Source organism: Nocardioides okcheonensis (assembly GCF_020991065.1).
Classification (GTDB): Bacteria; Actinomycetota; Actinomycetes; order Propionibacteriales; family Nocardioidaceae; genus Nocardioides; species Nocardioides okcheonensis.
This window is the reverse complement of record NZ_CP087710.1, coordinates 4,074,822-4,092,013: the sequence shown is the minus strand read 5'-3', so window position 1 is coordinate 4,092,013 and position 17,192 is coordinate 4,074,822. Positions and strand designations below refer to the sequence as shown.

Below are 17,192 nucleotides of genomic sequence, written 5' to 3'. Positions count from 1 at the left end.
GGACGCGATCATCGGGTAGCGCCGGGCCGGCAGGTCGGGGAACAGGTGGTGCTCGACCTGGTGGCTGAGGTTGCCGGACAGGACGTGGAACAGCGGGCTGCCGGAGATGTTCGCCGACCCGAGCACCTGCCGGTGGTACCAGTGCCCGCGTGACTCGTCGGCGCACTCCTCCTCGCTGAAGGTCTCGGCCCCGGCCGGGAAGTGGCCGCAGAAGATGATGTTGAAGGCCCACACGTTGCGCACCAGGTTGGCCGTGGCGTTGCCGGCGAGGGTGAGCGGGAACAGCGGTCCGGTGAGCGCCGGGAACAGGACGTAGTCCTTGAGCGCCTGGCGGCGCACCTTGCGCATGATCCCGGCGTGCAGCGCCCGGTTCTCCTCCAGCCGCCGGGTGCCGTTGACGATGTTCTCCACCTCGAGGTCGTGCATCGCCACGCCCCACTCGAAGAACACCATCAGCAGGAACGCGTAGAGCGGGTTGCCGAGGTAGTAGGGGTGCCACGGCTGGTCCTCGTCCATCCGCAGGATGCCGTAGCCGATGTCGCGGTCCTTGCCGAGGATGTTCGTGAACGTGTGGTGCACGTAGTTGTGGGAGTACTTCCACTGCTCGCTCGGGCACACGTTGTCCCACTCGTAGACGCGTGAGCTGAGGTGCGGGTCGCCCATCCAGTCGTACTGCCCGTGCATCACGTTGTGGCCGATCTCCATGTTCTCGAGGATCTTGGAGAGCGAGAGCGCCGCGACGGCGAGCGGCCAGGCGGGCGGGAGGTAGAACAGCGCGCGGCCCAGCACCTCCAGCTGCTGCTGGCGCTTCACGACGCCGCGGATGTAGGCCGCGTCGTCCTCGCCGAGGTCGGCCAGGACGCGGCGGCGCAGGGCGTCCATCTCCTCGCCGAACGCGTCGAGCTGGTCGGGGGTCAGGTGGGGCTTCATGGGTGGTCCTCTCAGAGGTCGACGACGCAGTCGCCGACGGGGGCGGAGACGCAGATCCGGACGTCCTCGTCGGGCAGCGAGGACTCCGCGCCGGAGAGCACGTCGCGCACGGTGCCCTCGGTCTTGCGGGTGGTGCAGGTGAGGCAGATGCCCATCCGGCAGCCGAACTCCGGGGCCAGCCCGGCGCGCTCGGCCTGCTCGAGCACCGACGTGCCGTCGTTGGCGACGCTCCGGCCGGTGCGTTCGAAGGTCAGCCGGCCGCCTGCCGTGCCGCTGGGTGCGGCGGGCGCCCTGAACCGCTCGGTGCGCAGCCGCGGGCTGTCCCCGTAGACCTCGCGGACGACGTCCATCATCGGCCCCGGCCCGCACAGCCAGGTGTCGGTGTCGCGGAAGCGTGGCGCGTACCGGCGCAGGTCGAGCTCGCTGACCCTGGTGCCGTGGCGCAGGTGGACCGTCACGTCGTTGTCGGCGGCCGCGATCCGCGCGAGCTCGGTCGCGTAGACCTGGTCGTCGGCGGAGCGGGCGTAGTGCAGGAACGTCACCGGGCGCCCGGCGCGGCCGTCGTAGCCGTCGCGCAGCAGGGTGCGCAGCATCGACATCGCCGGCGTGATGCCGGAGCCTCCGGTGACGAACAGCAGCGGGTCGATGCCGGGCGTGGCCGGGCTGACCGGCAGCGTGAAGTCGCCCTGGGCCTGCGAGAGGTGCAGCACGAGCCCGGACTCGGCGTCGACGAGGTGCCGGCTCACCCGGCCGTCCGCGTGGGCGCGGACGGTGAGGGTGATCTGCTCCCCCGGCCGCGACGCGGCGGAGGAGATCGTGAAGCACCGGGTGGTGCGGCGCGCCGAGCCGGGCAGGTCGAGGCCGACCTGGACGTACTGGCCGGCGCGGTGGCCGCGCCACGTCGCGGTCGGCTGCAACGTCAGCGTGGCGACCGGCGCGCCGGGCGTGTCGGTCTCGCGGCGTACGTCGACCACGCGCGCCCGCACCTCGCGCGCGGCCCACATCGGGTTGACCCGCGCGAGGTAGTGGTCGACCCCGTGCGGCGACGCGAGTGCCGCGACGGTGCGCGAGCGGGCGATCCGGGAGAGCTTGCCCATCCCGTCCTCCGATCCCTTGGGTGAACGTCTGTTCACTCAAATATGGGCGCGGGCCCGGCGACCGTCAAGGGCACCGGCGCGTGACGCAACGCATACGATCGCCGGGTGCCAGACGAGCCGGAGACGGGGACCGAGTCGCGTGCGGAGCGCAAGGAGCGCACCCGTCGGGCCATCCTCGACGCCGCGCTCGCCCTCGCCGCCGACTCCAACCTCGCGGCGATCTCGCTGCGCCAGGTCGCCAAGCAGGTCGGCGTGGTGCCCACCGCGTTCTACCGCCACTTCGGGTCGCTCGAGCTGCTCGGGCTGGCGCTCGTCGACGAGAGCTTCCGGTCGTTGCGGGCGATGCTGCTCGACGTGTGGCGCCACGCCCCGGAGTACCGCGACGTCATCGACGGCTCCCTGCCGATCGTCGCCCAGCACGTCCGGGAGAACCGGTCCCACTACGCGTTCATCGCCCGCGAGCGCACCGCCGGGCCGCCGCGCGTGCGGGAGGCGATCGGCCGCGAGATCGACCTGATCACCCGCGAGCTGTCGACCGACATCGCCCGCAGCGGCGCGGCCGAGCAGTACTCCGACGAGGACATCGCACTGCTGGCCGACCTCGTCGTGTCGTTCGTGGTGACCATGGCCGAGCGGCTCGTCGAGGACCCCGACTCCGAGGACCGGGTCCTCGCCGACGCCCGGACCCAGCTGCGGATGCTGCTGGTGGGGGCGGTCAACTGGCGCTCGCGCTGAGCCTCAGGCCCCCGGGCGGACCGTGACGTCCGGGATCGTGGCGTCGGCCGGCAGGTCGATGACGTGGACGATCGTCTCGACGAGGGTGTCGACGCTGATCCACTGCGAGGCGTCGTAGTCCCGGCCCTCCTGCTCGTGGACCTTCACCTGCATCGGCGTGGCGGTGCGGCTGGGGTAGACGGTGCTGACCCGCACGCCGTGCTCGGCCTCCTCGGCGCGCAGCGCGTCGGCCAGGGCGCGCAGGCCGAACTTGGAGGCGGCGTAGGCCGACCACCGGGCGTTGGCGGTGAGCCCGGCCGAGGAGTTCACGAAGACGACGGTGCCGCGGGCGGCGCGCAGGTGCGGCAGCAGCTCGCGGGTGAGCACCGCGGGGGCGGTGAGGTTGACGGTGAGCTGCTCCTCCCACTGCGCGAGGCGCAGCGAGGAGACCGGGCTTAGGTCGACGACGCCGGCGACGTGGACCAGCGTGTCCACTCCCCCGTCGACCTCGCGGCCGAGGCCGTTGAGGGTGCCCGGGTCGCCGAGGTCGGCGACGAGCACCTGGGCCTGCGGGAACGTACGCCCGAGGTCGGCGCCGCGCGCCTGGTTGCGCGCGAGGAGCACGAGCTCGTCGCCGCGGTCGGTCAGCCGGCGCGCCAGGGCGTGGCCGATCCCCGACCCGGCGCCGGTGACGACGTGCTTCACCGGGTGAACACGATCTTGCCGAAGACGTCGCCGTCAGCCATCGCCGCGAAGCCGTCGCGCGCCTGCTCCATCGGCAGGGTGCGGTCGAGCAGCGGGCGGGTGCCGGTCGCGTCGAGGAACTTCACGAGCCCGTCGAGCTCGTGCCGGGTGCCCATCGTGGAGCCGATGACCGAGAGCTGGAGGAAGAAGATCCGGGTGAGCTCGGCGTCGTCGAGCTTCGGACCCGACGTGGTGCCGCTGATGACGATGCGGCCGCCGGGGCGCAGCGAGCGGATCGAGTGGCTCCACGTCGCGCGTCCCACCGTCTCCATCACCGCGTCGACCTTCACCGGCAGCCGCGCGCCCGACTCGTACGCCTCGTGGGCGCCGAGCTCGACCGCGCGGGCACGCTTCGCCTCGTCGCGGCTGGTGGCGAGCACGCGCAGGCCGGCGGCCCGGCCGAGCACGATGAGCGCCGTGGCGACGCCGCCGCCGGCGCCCTGCACGAGCACGGTCTCGCCGGGCGTGAGCCGGCCCTGGGTGAAGAGCATCCGGTAGGCGGTGAGCCAGGCGGTCGGGAGACAGGCCGCCTCCTCGAAGGACAGCGACGCCGGCTTGGGCACGAGGTTGCGCCGCGGCACGACGACCTTCTCGGCGAAGGTGCCCTGGTGCTTCTCCGACAGCAGCGAGCGCTTGGGGTCGTAGGTCTCGTCGCCGCCCCACGACGGGTCGCCGATGACGGCGTGGACGACGACCTCGTTGCCGTCCTCGTCGAGACCGGCGGCGTCGCAGCCCAGGATCATCGGCAGCGACTCCTCGCGCAGGCCGACGCCGCGCAGCGACCACAGGTCGTGGTGGTTGAGGCTGGCCGCCTTCACGGTCACCGTGGCCCAGCCGTCCGGGACCTCGGGGTCGGGGCGCTCCCCCACCACCAGGCCGCTCAGCGGGTCGTCGGAGGAGAAGGACTCGGCGTAGACGGCGAACATGCGTCCGACCCTAGCGAGTGCCCTAGCCTCTGCCCGTGCACGTCTTCGTCCGGCCCACCCAGCGCTTCCTGTCCTGCCACGTCTGCGAGGGACTGCTCTTCGACCGCAGGGAGGTGAAGATGACGACCACCGGCATGACGTTCTTCGACCTCGACTGGCTCAACGCCTCGGCCACCGGCGTCATCTGCGTGCGCTGCGGCTTCGTGCACACGTTCATGGGCAGCGCGTTCCAGTTCGTGCCTCCGGAGGAGGTCAAGCCCGGGGACCTGCCGGTGGATCCGCTGGCGTAGACCCGCCCCTCTGCCGGGCTCGTCGGGGGCTCTGGTGTCATGCGTAGGTGAGCGAACACTTCTACCGCCCTGCGGACGGCCACCGGCTGCGGCACGACCCCTTCAACTCGATCGTTGCCCCCCGCCCGATCGGCTGGATCGCGACGCTGGATGCGCACGGCCGTCGCAACCTGGCGCCGTACAGCTTCTTCAACGCCCTGAACTACGTCCCACCGCTGGTGGGCTTCAGCAGCATCGGCTGGAAGGGGACGGTGGCCAACGCGGAGGCGACGGGCGAGTTCACCTGGAACCTCGCCACCCGCTCGCTGGCTGAGCAGATGAACGCAACGTCCACCGGTGAGGATGTCGACGAGTTCGAGGCAGCCGGGCTCGAGGCCGTCGCGTCGGTCGAGGTCGAGGCGCCCCGAGTTGCTGCGGCGCCGGTGACCTTCGAGTGTCGGGTCACCCAGATCGTCGAGCTGCAGACCGTGACGGGTGAGGCCAGCGGCTCGTGGTTCACGGTCGGCGAGGTGGTCGGCGTGCACATCGACGAGGACCTGCTGGTCGACGGCGTCTACGACACCGCTCGGGCGCAGCCGATCCTGCGGGCGGGCGGGCCGACGGCCTACTTCGGCATCGACACGAGCAACCGGTTCGACATGCGCCGCCCCCAGTGACGGGGGCGACCGGGCCACACGCGTTTCCACATTCCCCACCAATGTCGTTGCTGTTCGAACATCTGTTCGATAAACTGAGGCATGGTTCAGTCCCCCACCACCCTCCAGCCGCCGCCGGCGGCCGATGAGGCGACGTCGGAGGAGCTGCTGGGCCTGGCATCGACCGCGCTGCGCACCCGGCGCCTGGGCGAGGTCGAGGAGATCCGGCTCGCGGTCCAGTGGGCGATCGTCCACGGCGAACCGCGTCCGGTCGAGGCGGGGCGGATCGATGCCAGGCGGGACCCGATGGTCACCCCGGGCGGGGACGGCACGCCGCCGGTGCGCGAGCACGCCATCGCCGAGCTCGCGTTCGCCCGCCAGACGCACCCCGCCACCACCCGCGCCCTGATCGCCGACGGCCTCGACCTCGCCCACCGCCTCCCCCGCACCTGGGCCATCGTCGAGGCCGGCGACTGCGAACCCTGGGTCGCCCGCAAGGTCGCCGTCCTGTCGCGTGCCCTGCTCACCGAGCAGGTGTGGGTCGTCGACGCCGCCGTCTCCCGCGCGATCGCCGGACACGCCCCCTCCACCGTCCTGGAGATCGCCCGCGCCAAGGTCATCGAGGCCGACCCCGACACCCACCGTGCCGAGCAGGAACGGATCCGCCACGAACGCTACGTCCGGCTCTCCCGCTCCGACGAGCACGGCTACCGCCACCTCATCGCCCGCACCACCCTCGGCGACGCCGCCACCATCGACGCCATGCTCGACCGCGTCGCCGACATCCTCGCCACCAGCCCCGACCACGCCATGGGTGCGGACCACAACCACGACGAGCTCCGCTCGCTGGCCCTCGGCTGGCTCGCCCGCCCCACCGACCTCCTCCAGCTCCTCCTCACCCACACCGAGACAGACCCCGACACAGACCCCGAGACAGACCCCGCCGAGACGGACGTACCGGCCGACCAACAGGCCGACGACCAGCGCCCGGTGTGGGCGCCCGCCCACCTCGACCGCCTCCTCGGCCATCTCGCCGCCATGTCCACCCGCCAGCTCGCCGCCCTGCGCCCCCGCGCCCGGCTCTTCGTCCACATCACCGACGAGACGCTGCGCACGCTGCTCACCGGAGAAGGCACCGGCGTGGCCCGCGTCGAAGGCCTCGGCCCGATCGACGCCCGCCAGCTCGCCGAGGTCCTCGGCGCCACCGACCTCCACCTCACCCCCGTCCTCGACCTACGCCAACGCCGACGGGTCGACGCCTACGAGCACCCAGAGACCATCAAGGACCACGCCTGGAACCAGACCGGCGGCGACTGCTACCCGTTCAGCCCCCGATCAGCCACCCGCGACGGCGTCGACTACGACCACGCCACCCCCTACGACACAGGTCCACCGGGTCAGGCCGGACCACCCGGCCAGACCGGCACCCACAACTGCGGACCCCTGCGCCGCAGCCACCACCGCACCAAGACCCACTCCGGCCTCACCACCCACGTCGTCGGACCCGGCCGCCACCTCTGGACCACACCCCACGGCCAAGCCCTCCTCGTCGACCACCGCGGCACCACCCACCTCACCCGCGAACAAGCCGACTCCATGACCGACGCCATCACCGACGGGGTCGAGCTCTACTGGACCTGACCACGCTGGACACCCGTTGACGCCGCACGACGTGCTGGTCACGCTGAGGCGCATGACCTGGACGAACTGGGTGGGCAACCAGACCTTCACGCCGGCCGCGACCGCCACGCCCCGCGACGAGGAGGAGGTCGTCCGACTGGTCAGCAGCGCGGCGAGGCGCGGGCAGGGCGTCCGGGTCGCCGGAGCCGGCCACTCGTTCACCCCCGTGGTGCAGTGCGACGGGCTCCTCCTCGACATGAACGCCCTGCGCGGCGTCGTCGCCACCGACCCGGCACGACGCCGGGCCACCGCGCTCCCCGCGACCCGGATCCACGACTTCTACGAGCCGCTGTGGGAGGCCGGGCTCGCGCTGCGCAACCAGGGCGACATCGACACCCAGCAGATCGCGGGCGCGGTCGCGACCGGGACGCACGGGTCCGGCGTACGCCACACCAGCCTGTCCGGTGCGGTGCGCGGCGTGCGCCTGGTGACCGCGTCGGGCGAGGTGCGCGACATCGGCGAGGACGAGCCCGGCCTGCTCCACGCCGCCCAGGTGTCGGTCGGGATGCTCGGCGTCGTGACGCAGCTCGAGCTCGAGGTGACCGAGGCCTACCGGCTGCGCGAGGACGTCGGCCTGCGGTCGTGGGACGATGTCCTCGAGCACTGGGACCAGCTCGTCGCGGACCACCGCCACTTCGGGATGTTCTGGCTGCCGACCGAGGAGTCCGGCGCGCTCTACAACCTCGACGGCCACGGCGCGCGGCTGCAGGACCAGTGCTACGTCAAGGTCTACGACGAGGTCGGTGCCGACGTGCCCGACGACGAGACCGTCGGCCACCGCGTCGACCGCTGCTACCGGATCTACCCGATGGTCTACGACCCCAACTTCCACGAGCTGGAGTACTTCGTCGCGCTCGACCGCGCCCCCGAGGCGCTGCGCGCCATGCGCGAGCTGATGCTCCGCAGCCTGCCGGACTCGATCTACCCGCTCGAGGTCCGCACGGTCGGGCCGGACGAGGCCTTCCTGTCCTCGCAGTACGGCACGCCCACCGTCGTCATCTCCGTCTCGGGCACCCCCGGCACCGACTACTGGGGCTACCTCCGCTCGGTCGACGCGCTGCTGGCCGACTTCGACGCCCGCGTCCACTGGGGCAAGCTCCACTTCCTGACCCGCGAGCGGCTGCTCGCGCTCTACCCGCGGGCCGAGGAGTTCATCGCCCTGCGCCGCGAGCTCGACCCGCAGGGCATGTTCCTCAACGACCACCTGCGGCCGCTGTTCGAGTGAGGCTGCGTCAGCCGAGCTCGAGCACGCCGTAGCCGAAGCCGTCGACCCGCAGCCCGCTCGCGGACACCTCGACGCCCTGCCCCAGCAGCAGCCGGGCCCCGGCGAGTCCGTCGACCTCCACCGACGCCGGCTCCCGTCGCGGGTTGACCACCACGACGTGCGAGTCGCCGCGGCGCCAGGTGAAGGGGTACCCCTCGTGCAGCACGGTCGTCGGGGCGCGTCCGCCGAGGGCCGGGGTGGCGCGCCGCAGCGCGACCAGGCGGCGTACGAGGTGCAGGGTGGAGCCGGGGTCCTGCTCCTGCGCCGCGACCGTCGGCCGGTCCTCGGCAGGGTCGATCGGGAGGTAGAGGTCGGACGGTGCGGCGCTCGAGAACCCCGCGTTGGCCGAGTCGTCCCACTGCATCGGCGTGCGACAGCCCGAGCGGTTGTAGCCCGGGTTGCAGATCGAGCCCTCCTTGTCGGGGAGGCCGGGCAGGTAGCGCATGCCGATCTCGTCGCCGTAGTAGATCGACGGGACGGTGCCCCACGTCAGCAGGAAGGTCAGCGCCGCGCCCAGCTCCTCGGGCGTACGCGGATCGGTGCGCAGCCGGCTGAAGTCGTGGTCGGCGGTGCCGAGCAGCACCGGCCGCGCCGGGTCGTCCGCCTTCGCCGCCGCCCACCCGTCGAGGAAGGTGCGGGTCGAGCCGAGCCCGTCGGCGTGGAAGAACGCGTCGCCCGGCGGCTGGAACGGCAGCACGCCCGCCCCGCCGTTGTCGAACAGGCTCGCGTGCTCGGGGTGGATGACGAGCATGAAGTCGGCGTCGAAGCCCATCGCCGCACCGGTGCGCGGCTCCTTGCCCTCCGGGATCAGCACGGCGTCCGGGTGGGCGGTGGCGAGCCACGCCTGGAGCTCTCGCCACACCTGTGTCGCCGCGGCGGCGCCCGCGTTCTTGCCCTGGTCGTCCTTCACGAGGGAGAACGCCATGTCGACGCGGAAGCCGGCGACTCCCCTGCCGAGCCAGAAGTCGAGCACGTCCTGCAGCATCCGCCGGTTGCGCCTCGGCCCGGGGTCGTCGAAGCCGTCGCGCCACGGCTCGTCGGCCGGCGTCTCGGTCCAGCCGAAGTTGAGGGCGGGCTGCTCGTCGTAGAAGTTCTTGAGGTACCAGCCCGGACGCGGCCCCGGCGAGCGCACCCACGCGGGCGTTCCCGGGAGGTCGGAGTCCCACGCCCACGCCGGCAGCTCCTCGCACCAGACGTACCGGTCGCCCTCGGGGCTCGGGCCATCGGCGTGCAGCTCGGCCTGGAACCACGGGTGCTCGATCGAGGTGTGCCCGGCGACGAGGTCCAGCAGCACCCGGATGCCGCGCTCACGCGCCGCCTCGACGAGGTCGGCGAGGTCGTCGTTGGTGCCGTAGCGCGGGGCGACGCGCAGGTAGTCGGACACGTCGTAGCCCGCGTCGACGAACGGTGACTCGAAGCACGGGTTGAACCAGATCGTGTCGACGCCCAGCGACGCGACGTGGTCGAGGTGGTCGATCACCCCGCGCAGGTCGCCGACCCCGTCGCCGTCGGAGTCCGCGAAGGACTGCGGGTAGATCTCGTAGACGACCGCGTCGGCCAGCCAGTCCCCGGCCATCAGCGGCGCGCGACCCCGTCGGCCCGGGCGGCGGCGGCCACGGCCTCGCGCACCGCGCCCGGCACCCGCGGGTCGAACGGCGACGGGATCACCAGGTCCTCGCGCAGTTCGTCGCCGACCAGCTCGGCGAGCGCGGTCGCGGCGGCGACCTTCATGCCCTCGGTGATCGCCGTGGCGTGCACGTCGAACGCCCCGCGGAAGATGCCGGGGAAGGCGAGCACGTTGTTGATCTGGTTCGGGAAGTCCGAGCGGCCGGTGGCCACCACGCGGGCGTACTTGTGGGCGAGGTCCGGGTGCACCTCGGGCGTGGGGTTCGCGAGGCCGAAGATGATCGCCTCGGGCGCCATCGAGGCGACGATCTCCTCGGGCACCTGGCCTCCGGAGACGCCGATGTAGACGTCGGCGCCGGCCATCACGTCGGCGAGGCTGCCGCGCCGCCCGTGGCGGTCGGCGGTGTCGCGGGCCAGCGCCGCCTTGACCGGCGTCAGGTCGGAGCGCTCCGAGTTGAGCACGCCCTGGCGGTCGAGCACGGCGATGTCGCCGATGCCGGCCTCGAGCAGGATCCGCGCGACGGCGACACCAGCCGCGCCCGCACCCTGCACGACCACCCGCACGGTCGCGGGGTCGCGCCCCGTGAGCCGCAGCGCGTTGGTGAGCGCGGCGAGGGCGACGACGGCGGTGCCGTGCTGGTCGTCGTGGAAGACGGGGATGTCGAGGCGCTCCTTGAGCCGCGCCTCGATCTCGAAGCACCGCGGCGCCGAGATGTCCTCGAGGTTGATCCCGCCGAAGCTCGGCGCGAGCCGGACGACGGTCTCGATGATCTCCTCGGTGTCGGTGGTGTCGAGGCAGATCGGCACGGCGTCGACGCCGCCGAACTGCTTGAACAGCACGGCCTTGCCCTCCATCACGGGCATCGCGGCCGCCGGCCCGATGTCACCGAGGCCGAGGACCGCGGTGCCGTCGGTGACGACGGCGACCGTGTTGGGCACCCACGTGTAGTGCTGGGTCATCGTCGGGTCGGCCGCGATCGCCTCGCACACCCGCGCCACGCCCGGCGTGTAGGCGAGGGAGAGCTCCTCGGGCCCGGTGAGCGCGGCCGTCGAGAGGATCTCCATCTTGCCGCCGAGGTGCAGGTCGAACACCGGGTCGCCAGCGTGCGGATGCGTTGCCATGCCGGCGATACTGGCACAGCTCAACGACTCCGCAGCCGCCGTCCCACGCGTGGCGAAGGCCACAGCCGGAGGCGTACGACGCCCAGCACGTCGTCGGTCGCGACCGGTCCGCGGTGGCGGGAGTCGACCCCCTCGCCGGGGTTGTCGCTGAGCAGCCACCAGCCCGCGCGGCCGTCGCGCAGCCCACGCTGCTCGACCGCCCGCTTGACCGCCAGCGTGCCGTCGACGAAACGGGCGACGACGAGGTCGCCGGGCCGCACCCGGGCGGCGTACCGCACCAGCAGCAGGTCTCCCTCGCGCAGCGCCGGCAGCATCGAGCGGCCCCGCACCCGCGCGGTCCCGAAGGGGGGTCGCGGACCCCCACCCTGTGGGGCGAGACCCCGCTGCCGACGCCGGTGCACGCGGAGTAGTGTCGCAGCCAGATGCAGTCCCCTGTCTGACCGAGAGGAACACGATGCTTCGCCACCTGCTTGCCCCGACCGTCGAGGTCTCCGCCCACTGCGACCTGCCCTGCGGCGTCTACGACCCCGCCCAGGCGCGCATCGAGGCCGAGTCCATCAAGGCGATCATCGCCAAGGTCGCCGACAACGACGACCCGGACTTCCGCACCCGCGCGATCGTGATCAAGGAGCAGCGCTCCGAGCTGGTCAAGCACCACCTGTGGGTGCTGTGGACCGACTACTTCAAGCCCCCGCACTTCGAGAAGTACCCGCAGCTGCACACGCTGGTCAACGAGGCCACCAAGCTCGCGGGCGCCTCCGGCACCAAGGGCGAGCTCGACGCGGCCAAGGCCGACGAGCTGCTCGCCAAGATCGACGAGATCGCCACGATCTTCTGGGAGACGAAGAAGGCCTGAACGGACGCGACGCAGTCGCGGTCGCTCAGGCCTTCTTCTGAGCGGCTTGCCGCTACGCGTCCCCCCGGACAGGCTCCGTCTGCTCCGTCCCGACGCCCCGGTCCCAGCGACCGGGGCGTCGTCGTACCCGAGGAGGGCACCGTGATCGAGGAGGTCGTGCTGCCCGACGGCACGGACGCCGTCGTCGTGCCCCTGCTCCCCGGCGACCGCGAGCAGCTGAGCGCCGCGTTCGACGAGCTGTCGCCCGAGTCGCGCCGCAGCCGGTTCCTCGCTCCCGTCCGCCGCCTCACGCCGGTCATGCTGCAGCACCTCGTCGACGAGGTGGACGGCGTCGACCACGTGGCGCTCGTGCTGTGCGTCGAGACCGCACCGGGCACCTTCGACCCCGTCGCGCTGGGGCGGATCGTCCGCTACGCCGACGTGACGGACGCGGCGGACCTCGCGGTGACGGTGAAGGACGCCTGGCAGGGTCGCGGCGTCGCGACGACGCTGCTCGAGGTGCTCGTGCGCCACCGCCCGGTCGGGGTCACCCGCATCGAGACCGAGGTGCTCAAGGACAACCCGGCGTCGCTGGCGATGCTGCGCCGCCTCGGACCGGTCACGCTGCGCGACGAGGGCGACGCGGTCGACGGGGTGGTGGTCGACCTCGAGCCGGCCCCGGCCGGGGCGACGCCGCCGGCTGCCTCGCCCGCACGGACCGCGCCGCTGCTGCGCGACCCGCGCCACCGGCACGCGCTGCGGGTGCGCGACCAGGTGTGCCCCTGGTTCGCGTGAGCCGGCGCGACGGCGGCAGGCGACGGTTAGGGTGTGCCCAGCACTCGAGCTCGGAGGACGGAGACGTTGACTCAGATGGCAGATCACCACGGGGGCCGCGCCGACGTCGAGCTCCGGCTCCCTGCCGAGGGTGCGTACGCCTCGGTCGTCCGCACCACGGCCGCGGGCCTGGCCGCGCGGCTGGACTTCACCATCGACGACATCGAGGACCTGCGGATCGCGATCGGTGAGGCGAGTGCCCTGGTGATCCCGGAGGCCGATCCCGGCACCGACCTGGTCGCGCGCTTCTACTTCGGGACCGGCTCGCTCACCGTCACCCTCGAGACCGAGGCGATGGACAACCCCCCGCTCGACACCGAGAGCTTCGCCTGGCAGGTGTTGGACACGATGGCGCAGGACGCTGCTGCCGGACCCGAGGACGGCCGCTTCCGCGTCCGGTTCACGGTGACGTCGCAGGTCGCTGCGGGAACGACAGGTGCCGAGCTCTGACATGGGCGACGTCACGGGGGACGACACAGTGGGCATCACGAGTGGCACGGTCGAGGCACCGAGCGCGCTGGACCACGTCCGCGCGCGCAGCGCCGACCTGTTCGCGGTGCTGCGCGACCCGACCGCCGGCGAGGCGGAGCGGGCCGCGGCACGCGACGACCTCGTGCACCTGCACCTCTCCCTGGTCGAGCACTGCGCGCGCCGCTTCCGCAACCGCGGCGAGCCCTTCGAGGACCTCGTCCAGGTCGGCACCATCGGCCTGATCAAGGCGGTCGACCGGTTCGAGACCGACCGCGGCGTCGAGTTCTCCACCTACGCGACGCCGACCGTGATCGGCGAGATCAAGCGGCACTTCCGCGACAAGGGATGGGCGATCCGCGTGCCGCGGCGCCTGCAGGAGCTGCGGATGCAGATCGGCGGCGCCACCGGCGAGCTGACCCAGAAGCTGGGCCGCTCGCCGACGCCGCGCGAGCTCGCCGAGGTGATCGGGTGCAGCGTCGAGGAGGTGATGGAGGGCATCGAGTCCTCGCACGCCTACGCGACGCTCTCCCTCGACGCCTCCGACGACTCCGACGACGGCCCGCCCGCCATGCTCGCCTCCCTGGGCGTCGAGGACGCCAACATCGAGCACGTCGAGATCCGGGAGTCGATCAAGCCGCTCCTCGAGGGCCTCGGCGAGCGGGAGAAGCGGATCCTGCTGCTGCGCTTCTTCAAGAACATGACCCAGTCGCAGATCGCCGACGAGATCGGCGTCTCGCAGATGCACGTCTCGCGGCTGCTCACCCGCACGCTCACCCAGCTGCGGACCTCGCTCGAGCAGGACTGAGCCGGCTAGAGCACCCGGTCCGGGTCGTCGACCTCCAGCACGCGCGTCGACGCGGGGTGGAGGAGCCCGACGATGGTCACCAGCCCGACGACGGCGAGGGCGACCGACAGCAGCCGGGTGGGTGCGGCCCACAGGTTCCAGGCGAGGCCGAGGACAATCAGCTGCGACATCACCACCGGTCCGCGCGCCCACCGGCGCGCACGCCACAGCGACCACGCGCACCACCCGAGCCCGGCCGCCGCGGCGAGGAAGAACGCCGTCGTGGTCACGCCCATGGTGAGCCGGATCGAGCGCAGGTTGGCCAGCTCGAGCACGCCCAGCCCGGCCATCACGACGGCCTCGACCGCCGTCAGCGAGGCGGCGACCGCCAGCGGTGGTGGGACACGGGTCGGCTCGGGCACGCGCCAACCCTAGTTGTGCGAACGTTGTGACGGACACGACCACCCTCGGGGGTTGTGTGAACGATCAAGTCTTGCAACTCTTGTCGCTGCGCCGCGTGCTCCCCCGCACGTCCGTGGCGCCCGGGCCAGCTGATCGTCCGCAAACAGCACCAGCCTGTGACGTAGAAAGAGGGATCCCCCACCCCATGGATTGGCGCAGCCGCTCTGCATGCCTCGACGAGGACCCTGAGCTGTTCTTCCCGATCGGCAACACCGGTCCCGCGATCCTCCAGATCGAGGAGGCGAAGCAGGTGTGCCGTCGGTGCGAGGTGCGCGAGCAGTGCCTCGCCTGGGCCCTCGAGGCCGGCCAGGACCACGGCGTCTGGGGTGGCCTCAGCGAGGACGAGCGCCGCGCGCTGAAGCGCCGCAACGCCCGCGCCCGCATCCGCACCGCCTGAGTCGCACCGCCCGAGGGCGGTCAGTCCAGCGGCAGGTCCGCCTGCACCCGCGTGCCGCGCACGCCCGGCCCGATCTCGAGGACTCCCCCGAGCTCGGACTCCACCAGCGTGCGGACGATCGACAGGCCCAGCTGCGTCGAGGCGTCCACGTCGAACCCGGGCGGCAGCCCCTGCCCGTCGTCCTCCACGACGACGTGCAGGCGACCGACGATCCGGCGCGCGGTGACCACGACGCGCCCGCTCTCCGGGCGGGCCCCGGTGGCGTCCGGCGCGTAGCCGTGCTCGACGGCGTTCTGCAGGACCTCGGTCAGCACCATCGCCAGCGGCGTCGCGGCCTCGGCCGGCAGGTGCCCGAAGGTGCCCTCCCGGGCGACCTGCACCGGGACCTCGACGCCGCTGACGTCGACCACCATCGACCCGAGGCGGTCGGCGATGGCGTCGAAGTCGACGGTCTCCTCGACGGCGTGGCTGAGCGTCTCGTGCACGATCGCGATCGAGCCCACCCGGCGCACCGCCTCCTCGAGGGCCGCCTTCGCGTCCTCCGCCGACGTACGCCGCGCCTGGAGCCGCAGCAGCGCCGCGACGGTCTGCAGGTTGTTCTTCACCCGGTGATGGATCTCGCGGATGGTGACGTCCTTGGTCACCAGCTCGCGGTCACGCCGGCGCAGCTCGGTCACGTCGCGCACCAGCAGCAGCGCACCGCTGCGCTCGCCCAGCGGCCGCAGCGGGATGCTGCGCACGATCAGCGTCACCTCCTCGGTGCCGACCTCGGTCTCGCGACCGTCCCGGCCGCCGAGCACCGCGCTGAGCGTCTCCTCGTCCGGACGCCGGCGCGGCGGCACCAGGTCGCGGGTGAGGTCGGCCAGCACGAGGCCGGACAGGTCGCCCTGGAGGCCGAGGCGGCGGTAGGCCGAGAGGCCGTTGGGGCTGGCGTAGGTGACGCGCCCCGCGGCGTCGAGGCGTACGAAGCCGTCCCCCACCCGCGGCGAGTCGGCGTGGTCGCTGCGCTGGCCCGAGAGCGGGAAGTGGCCGGCGGCGATCATCTGGGTGAGCTCGGCCGCGGTCTGGAGATAGCTGAGCTCGAGCCGGCTCGGCGTGCGGACGCCGAGCAGGTTGGTGTTGCGGGCGACCAGCGCGATCACCTTCCCCGCGCGCCGCACCGGGATCACCTCGACCCGCACCGGCACGTCGTCGCGCCACTCCGGGTCGCCCTCGCGGACCAGCCGCCCCGAGACCAGCGCCTCGTCGAGCATCCGCCGCCGTCCCTGCGGGATGAAGGTGCCCAGCACGTCGTCCACCAGCGCGGTCGGGCCGGTCGTGGGACGCATCTGCCCGCCCGCCCAGTAGCCCCGCCCCTCGCGGTCGGGCAGCCACAGCACCAGGTCGGCAAACGACAGGTCGGCGAGGATCTGCCAGTCCGCCATCAGCAGCTGCAGCCACGCGACGTCGTCCTCGACGAGGTCGGTGTGGGCTCGCACGAGCTCATGCAGGGAGGGCACGCAGGCAGCCTAGGGCGCTGGCTGGCAGGATGGGCGGCATGTCGATCGGGTACTGGAGCCAGGTGCAGGCCGCCGGGTTCGAGGTCCCCTCGGACCGGCCGCTCGACGACCTCACGGCCGAGCTGACCACCATGCTGGGCTCCACGGACGCCGCGGTCCGCGACGGCACCGCCTATCCCGCGCTCGCGACCTGGATCGAGCGCGGCGTCTACGACGACCTGCTCATCGGGCTGGGCGACGGCATGGTGGCCGGCCTGGGCGTCGGGCTCGGCGAGCGCGGCACCGACACGGTCTTCCGGCGCAGCTTCAGCTCGCTGATCCTCGCCGAGTGCCTCGTCCGCGACAACGAGCACCACCTGCTCCCCGCCGCCAAGGTGATGGAGTGGGGCGACCGGATCGCGGTCTGGTTCCTCGACGAGCGCGACACCCGCGGCTTCGTCCCCGGCAAGGGCTGGGCCCACGCGGTCGCCCACGGCGCCGACACGATCGGCGCGCTCGCCGGGTCGCCGCACCTCGCCGGCCCGGAGCACGCCGTGCTGCTCGACGTGCTCGCGGAGCGCCTGCTCCAGCAGCCCGCCGACGAGCCGCTGGTGTCCGGCGAGCCGGACCGCGTCGCGTCGGCGACGATGAAGGTGCTGCGCCGCAACACCCTCGGCACCGACGTGCTCGAGCCGTGGATCCACCGCCTCGCCGCGGCCGGGAACCCCTTCCGCGGCCCGGTCGACGACGACCCGTTCGCCCCGACGGCCACCGCCCAGGCCTTCCTGCGGGCGCTGTTCGTCCACCTGTCGCTGGCGCCCGAGCCGCCGGCGGTGCGTCCCGACCTGCTGCTGGTGCTGATCGACGCGCTCCGGATGTCGAACGCCCCGTACCTCTGAGCAG

At 72.5% G+C, this 17,192-nt stretch carries 19 protein-coding genes and 1 pseudogene; 11 read left to right on the top strand and 9 right to left on the bottom strand.

Going from position 1 to position 17,192, the window contains the following annotated elements:
* Window positions 1-15 precede the first annotated feature (15 nt).
* Together LN652_RS19930 and LN652_RS19925 are read right to left on the bottom strand one after the other, a co-directional pair.
* A pseudogene (locus LN652_RS19930) lies at window positions 16-705 on the bottom strand (fatty acid desaturase family protein); the annotation flags it as partial.
* 236 nt (window positions 706-941) lie between these two features.
* Entirely contained in the window at window positions 942-2,027 is a 1,086-nt protein-coding gene (locus LN652_RS19925; protein WP_230442324.1) for a flavin reductase family protein, read from the bottom strand.
* 105 nt (window positions 2,028-2,132) lie between these two features.
* Here LN652_RS19925 and LN652_RS19920 point away from each other — a divergent pair, with 105 nt between their 5' ends.
* Window positions 2,133-2,762, top strand: a complete 630-nt coding sequence (locus LN652_RS19920; protein ID WP_230442323.1) for a TetR family transcriptional regulator — start codon at window positions 2,133-2,135, stop codon at window positions 2,760-2,762.
* Between the two features lie 3 nt (window positions 2,763-2,765).
* On the opposite strand, the gene LN652_RS19915 is transcribed toward LN652_RS19920, so the two are convergent.
* Window positions 2,766-3,446, bottom strand: a complete 681-nt coding sequence (locus LN652_RS19915) for an SDR family oxidoreductase (RefSeq protein ID WP_230442322.1) — start codon at window positions 3,444-3,446, stop codon at window positions 2,766-2,768.
* Window positions 3,443-4,411: a zinc-binding dehydrogenase gene (locus LN652_RS19910; protein ID WP_230442321.1), complete on the bottom strand. Its 969-nt coding sequence runs from the start codon at window positions 4,409-4,411 to the stop codon at window positions 3,443-3,445. Before LN652_RS19910 ends, LN652_RS19915 begins: the two co-directional genes overlap by 4 nt.
* Before the next feature lie 35 nt (window positions 4,412-4,446).
* On the opposite strand from LN652_RS19910, the gene LN652_RS19905 reads away from it, so the two are divergent.
* The 4 genes from LN652_RS19905 (at window position 4,447) to LN652_RS19890 (ending at window position 8,241) form a co-directional block, all read left to right on the top strand.
* On the top strand, window positions 4,447-4,701 hold the full coding sequence (locus LN652_RS19905) for a hypothetical protein (RefSeq protein WP_230442320.1): 255 nt from the start codon (window positions 4,447-4,449) through the stop codon (window positions 4,699-4,701).
* 47 nt (window positions 4,702-4,748) lie between these two features.
* On the top strand, window positions 4,749-5,357 hold the full coding sequence (locus tag LN652_RS19900; protein ID WP_230442319.1) for a flavin reductase family protein: 609 nt from the start codon (window positions 4,749-4,751) through the stop codon (window positions 5,355-5,357).
* 81 nt (window positions 5,358-5,438) lie between these two features.
* Complete coding sequence (locus LN652_RS19895; RefSeq protein ID WP_230442318.1) at window positions 5,439-6,977, top strand: hypothetical protein; 1,539 nt, start codon at window positions 5,439-5,441, stop codon at window positions 6,975-6,977.
* Between the two features lie 52 nt (window positions 6,978-7,029).
* Complete coding sequence (locus LN652_RS19890) at window positions 7,030-8,241, top strand: D-arabinono-1,4-lactone oxidase (protein ID WP_230442317.1); 1,212 nt, start codon at window positions 7,030-7,032, stop codon at window positions 8,239-8,241.
* Window positions 8,242-8,248: 7 nt separating this feature from the next.
* Here the strand turns inward: LN652_RS19890 and LN652_RS19885 are convergent, their stop codons facing one another.
* From LN652_RS19885 to LN652_RS19875, 3 genes are read right to left on the bottom strand one after another with little or no spacing between them, the layout of a single operon-like run.
* A complete protein-coding gene (locus LN652_RS19885; protein WP_230442316.1) occupies window positions 8,249-9,856 on the bottom strand; it encodes an alpha-amylase family glycosyl hydrolase in 1,608 nt (535 codons plus the stop codon).
* Window positions 9,856-11,028, bottom strand: a complete 1,173-nt coding sequence (locus LN652_RS19880) for an NAD(P)-dependent malic enzyme (RefSeq protein ID WP_230442315.1) — start codon at window positions 11,026-11,028, stop codon at window positions 9,856-9,858. Before LN652_RS19880 ends, LN652_RS19885 begins: the two co-directional genes overlap by 1 nt.
* Before the next feature lie 20 nt (window positions 11,029-11,048).
* Complete coding sequence (locus LN652_RS19875) at window positions 11,049-11,357, bottom strand: S24/S26 family peptidase (protein ID WP_230442314.1); 309 nt, start codon at window positions 11,355-11,357, stop codon at window positions 11,049-11,051.
* A 125-nt stretch (window positions 11,358-11,482) separates the two neighbouring features.
* Here LN652_RS19875 and sodN point away from each other — a divergent pair, with 125 nt between their 5' ends.
* From sodN to LN652_RS19855, 4 genes are all read left to right on the top strand, one after another.
* The gene (sodN, locus tag LN652_RS19870) at window positions 11,483-11,884 is read left to right on the top strand and encodes a superoxide dismutase, Ni (protein WP_230442313.1); all 402 of its coding nucleotides are present in this window, start codon (window positions 11,483-11,485) and stop codon (window positions 11,882-11,884) included.
* Between the two features lie 141 nt (window positions 11,885-12,025).
* On the top strand, window positions 12,026-12,658 hold the full coding sequence (locus tag LN652_RS19865) for a GNAT family N-acetyltransferase (RefSeq protein WP_230442312.1): 633 nt from the start codon (window positions 12,026-12,028) through the stop codon (window positions 12,656-12,658).
* A gap of 75 nt (window positions 12,659-12,733) precedes the next feature.
* Window positions 12,734-13,147, top strand: a complete 414-nt coding sequence (locus LN652_RS19860) for an ATP-binding protein (RefSeq protein WP_230442311.1) — start codon at window positions 12,734-12,736, stop codon at window positions 13,145-13,147.
* Complete coding sequence (locus tag LN652_RS19855) at window positions 13,134-13,973, top strand: RNA polymerase sigma factor SigF (RefSeq protein WP_230442310.1); 840 nt, start codon at window positions 13,134-13,136, stop codon at window positions 13,971-13,973. Before LN652_RS19860 ends, LN652_RS19855 begins: the two co-directional genes overlap by 14 nt.
* A 5-nt stretch (window positions 13,974-13,978) precedes the next feature.
* Here LN652_RS19855 and LN652_RS19850 read toward each other — a convergent pair whose 3' ends face one another.
* Window positions 13,979-14,374, bottom strand: coding sequence for a hypothetical protein (locus tag LN652_RS19850; protein WP_230442309.1), 396 nt, complete (start codon window positions 14,372-14,374; stop codon window positions 13,979-13,981).
* 185 nt (window positions 14,375-14,559) lie between these two features.
* On the opposite strand from LN652_RS19850, the gene LN652_RS19845 reads away from it, so the two are divergent.
* Window positions 14,560-14,811, top strand: coding sequence for a WhiB family transcriptional regulator (locus LN652_RS19845; protein ID WP_056601527.1), 252 nt, complete (start codon window positions 14,560-14,562; stop codon window positions 14,809-14,811).
* Window positions 14,812-14,831: 20 nt separating this feature from the next.
* Here LN652_RS19845 and LN652_RS19840 read toward each other — a convergent pair whose 3' ends face one another.
* Window positions 14,832-16,310 (bottom strand): sensor histidine kinase, encoded by a 1,479-nt coding sequence (locus tag LN652_RS19840; protein ID WP_230442308.1) that lies wholly within the window; start codon window positions 16,308-16,310, stop codon window positions 14,832-14,834.
* A 38-nt stretch (window positions 16,311-16,348) separates the two neighbouring features.
* On the opposite strand from LN652_RS19840, the gene LN652_RS19835 reads away from it, so the two are divergent.
* The gene (locus tag LN652_RS19835; protein WP_230442307.1) at window positions 16,349-17,188 is read left to right on the top strand and encodes a DUF2785 domain-containing protein; all 840 of its coding nucleotides are present in this window, start codon (window positions 16,349-16,351) and stop codon (window positions 17,186-17,188) included.
* The last annotated feature ends 4 nt before the right edge of the window (window positions 17,189-17,192 follow it).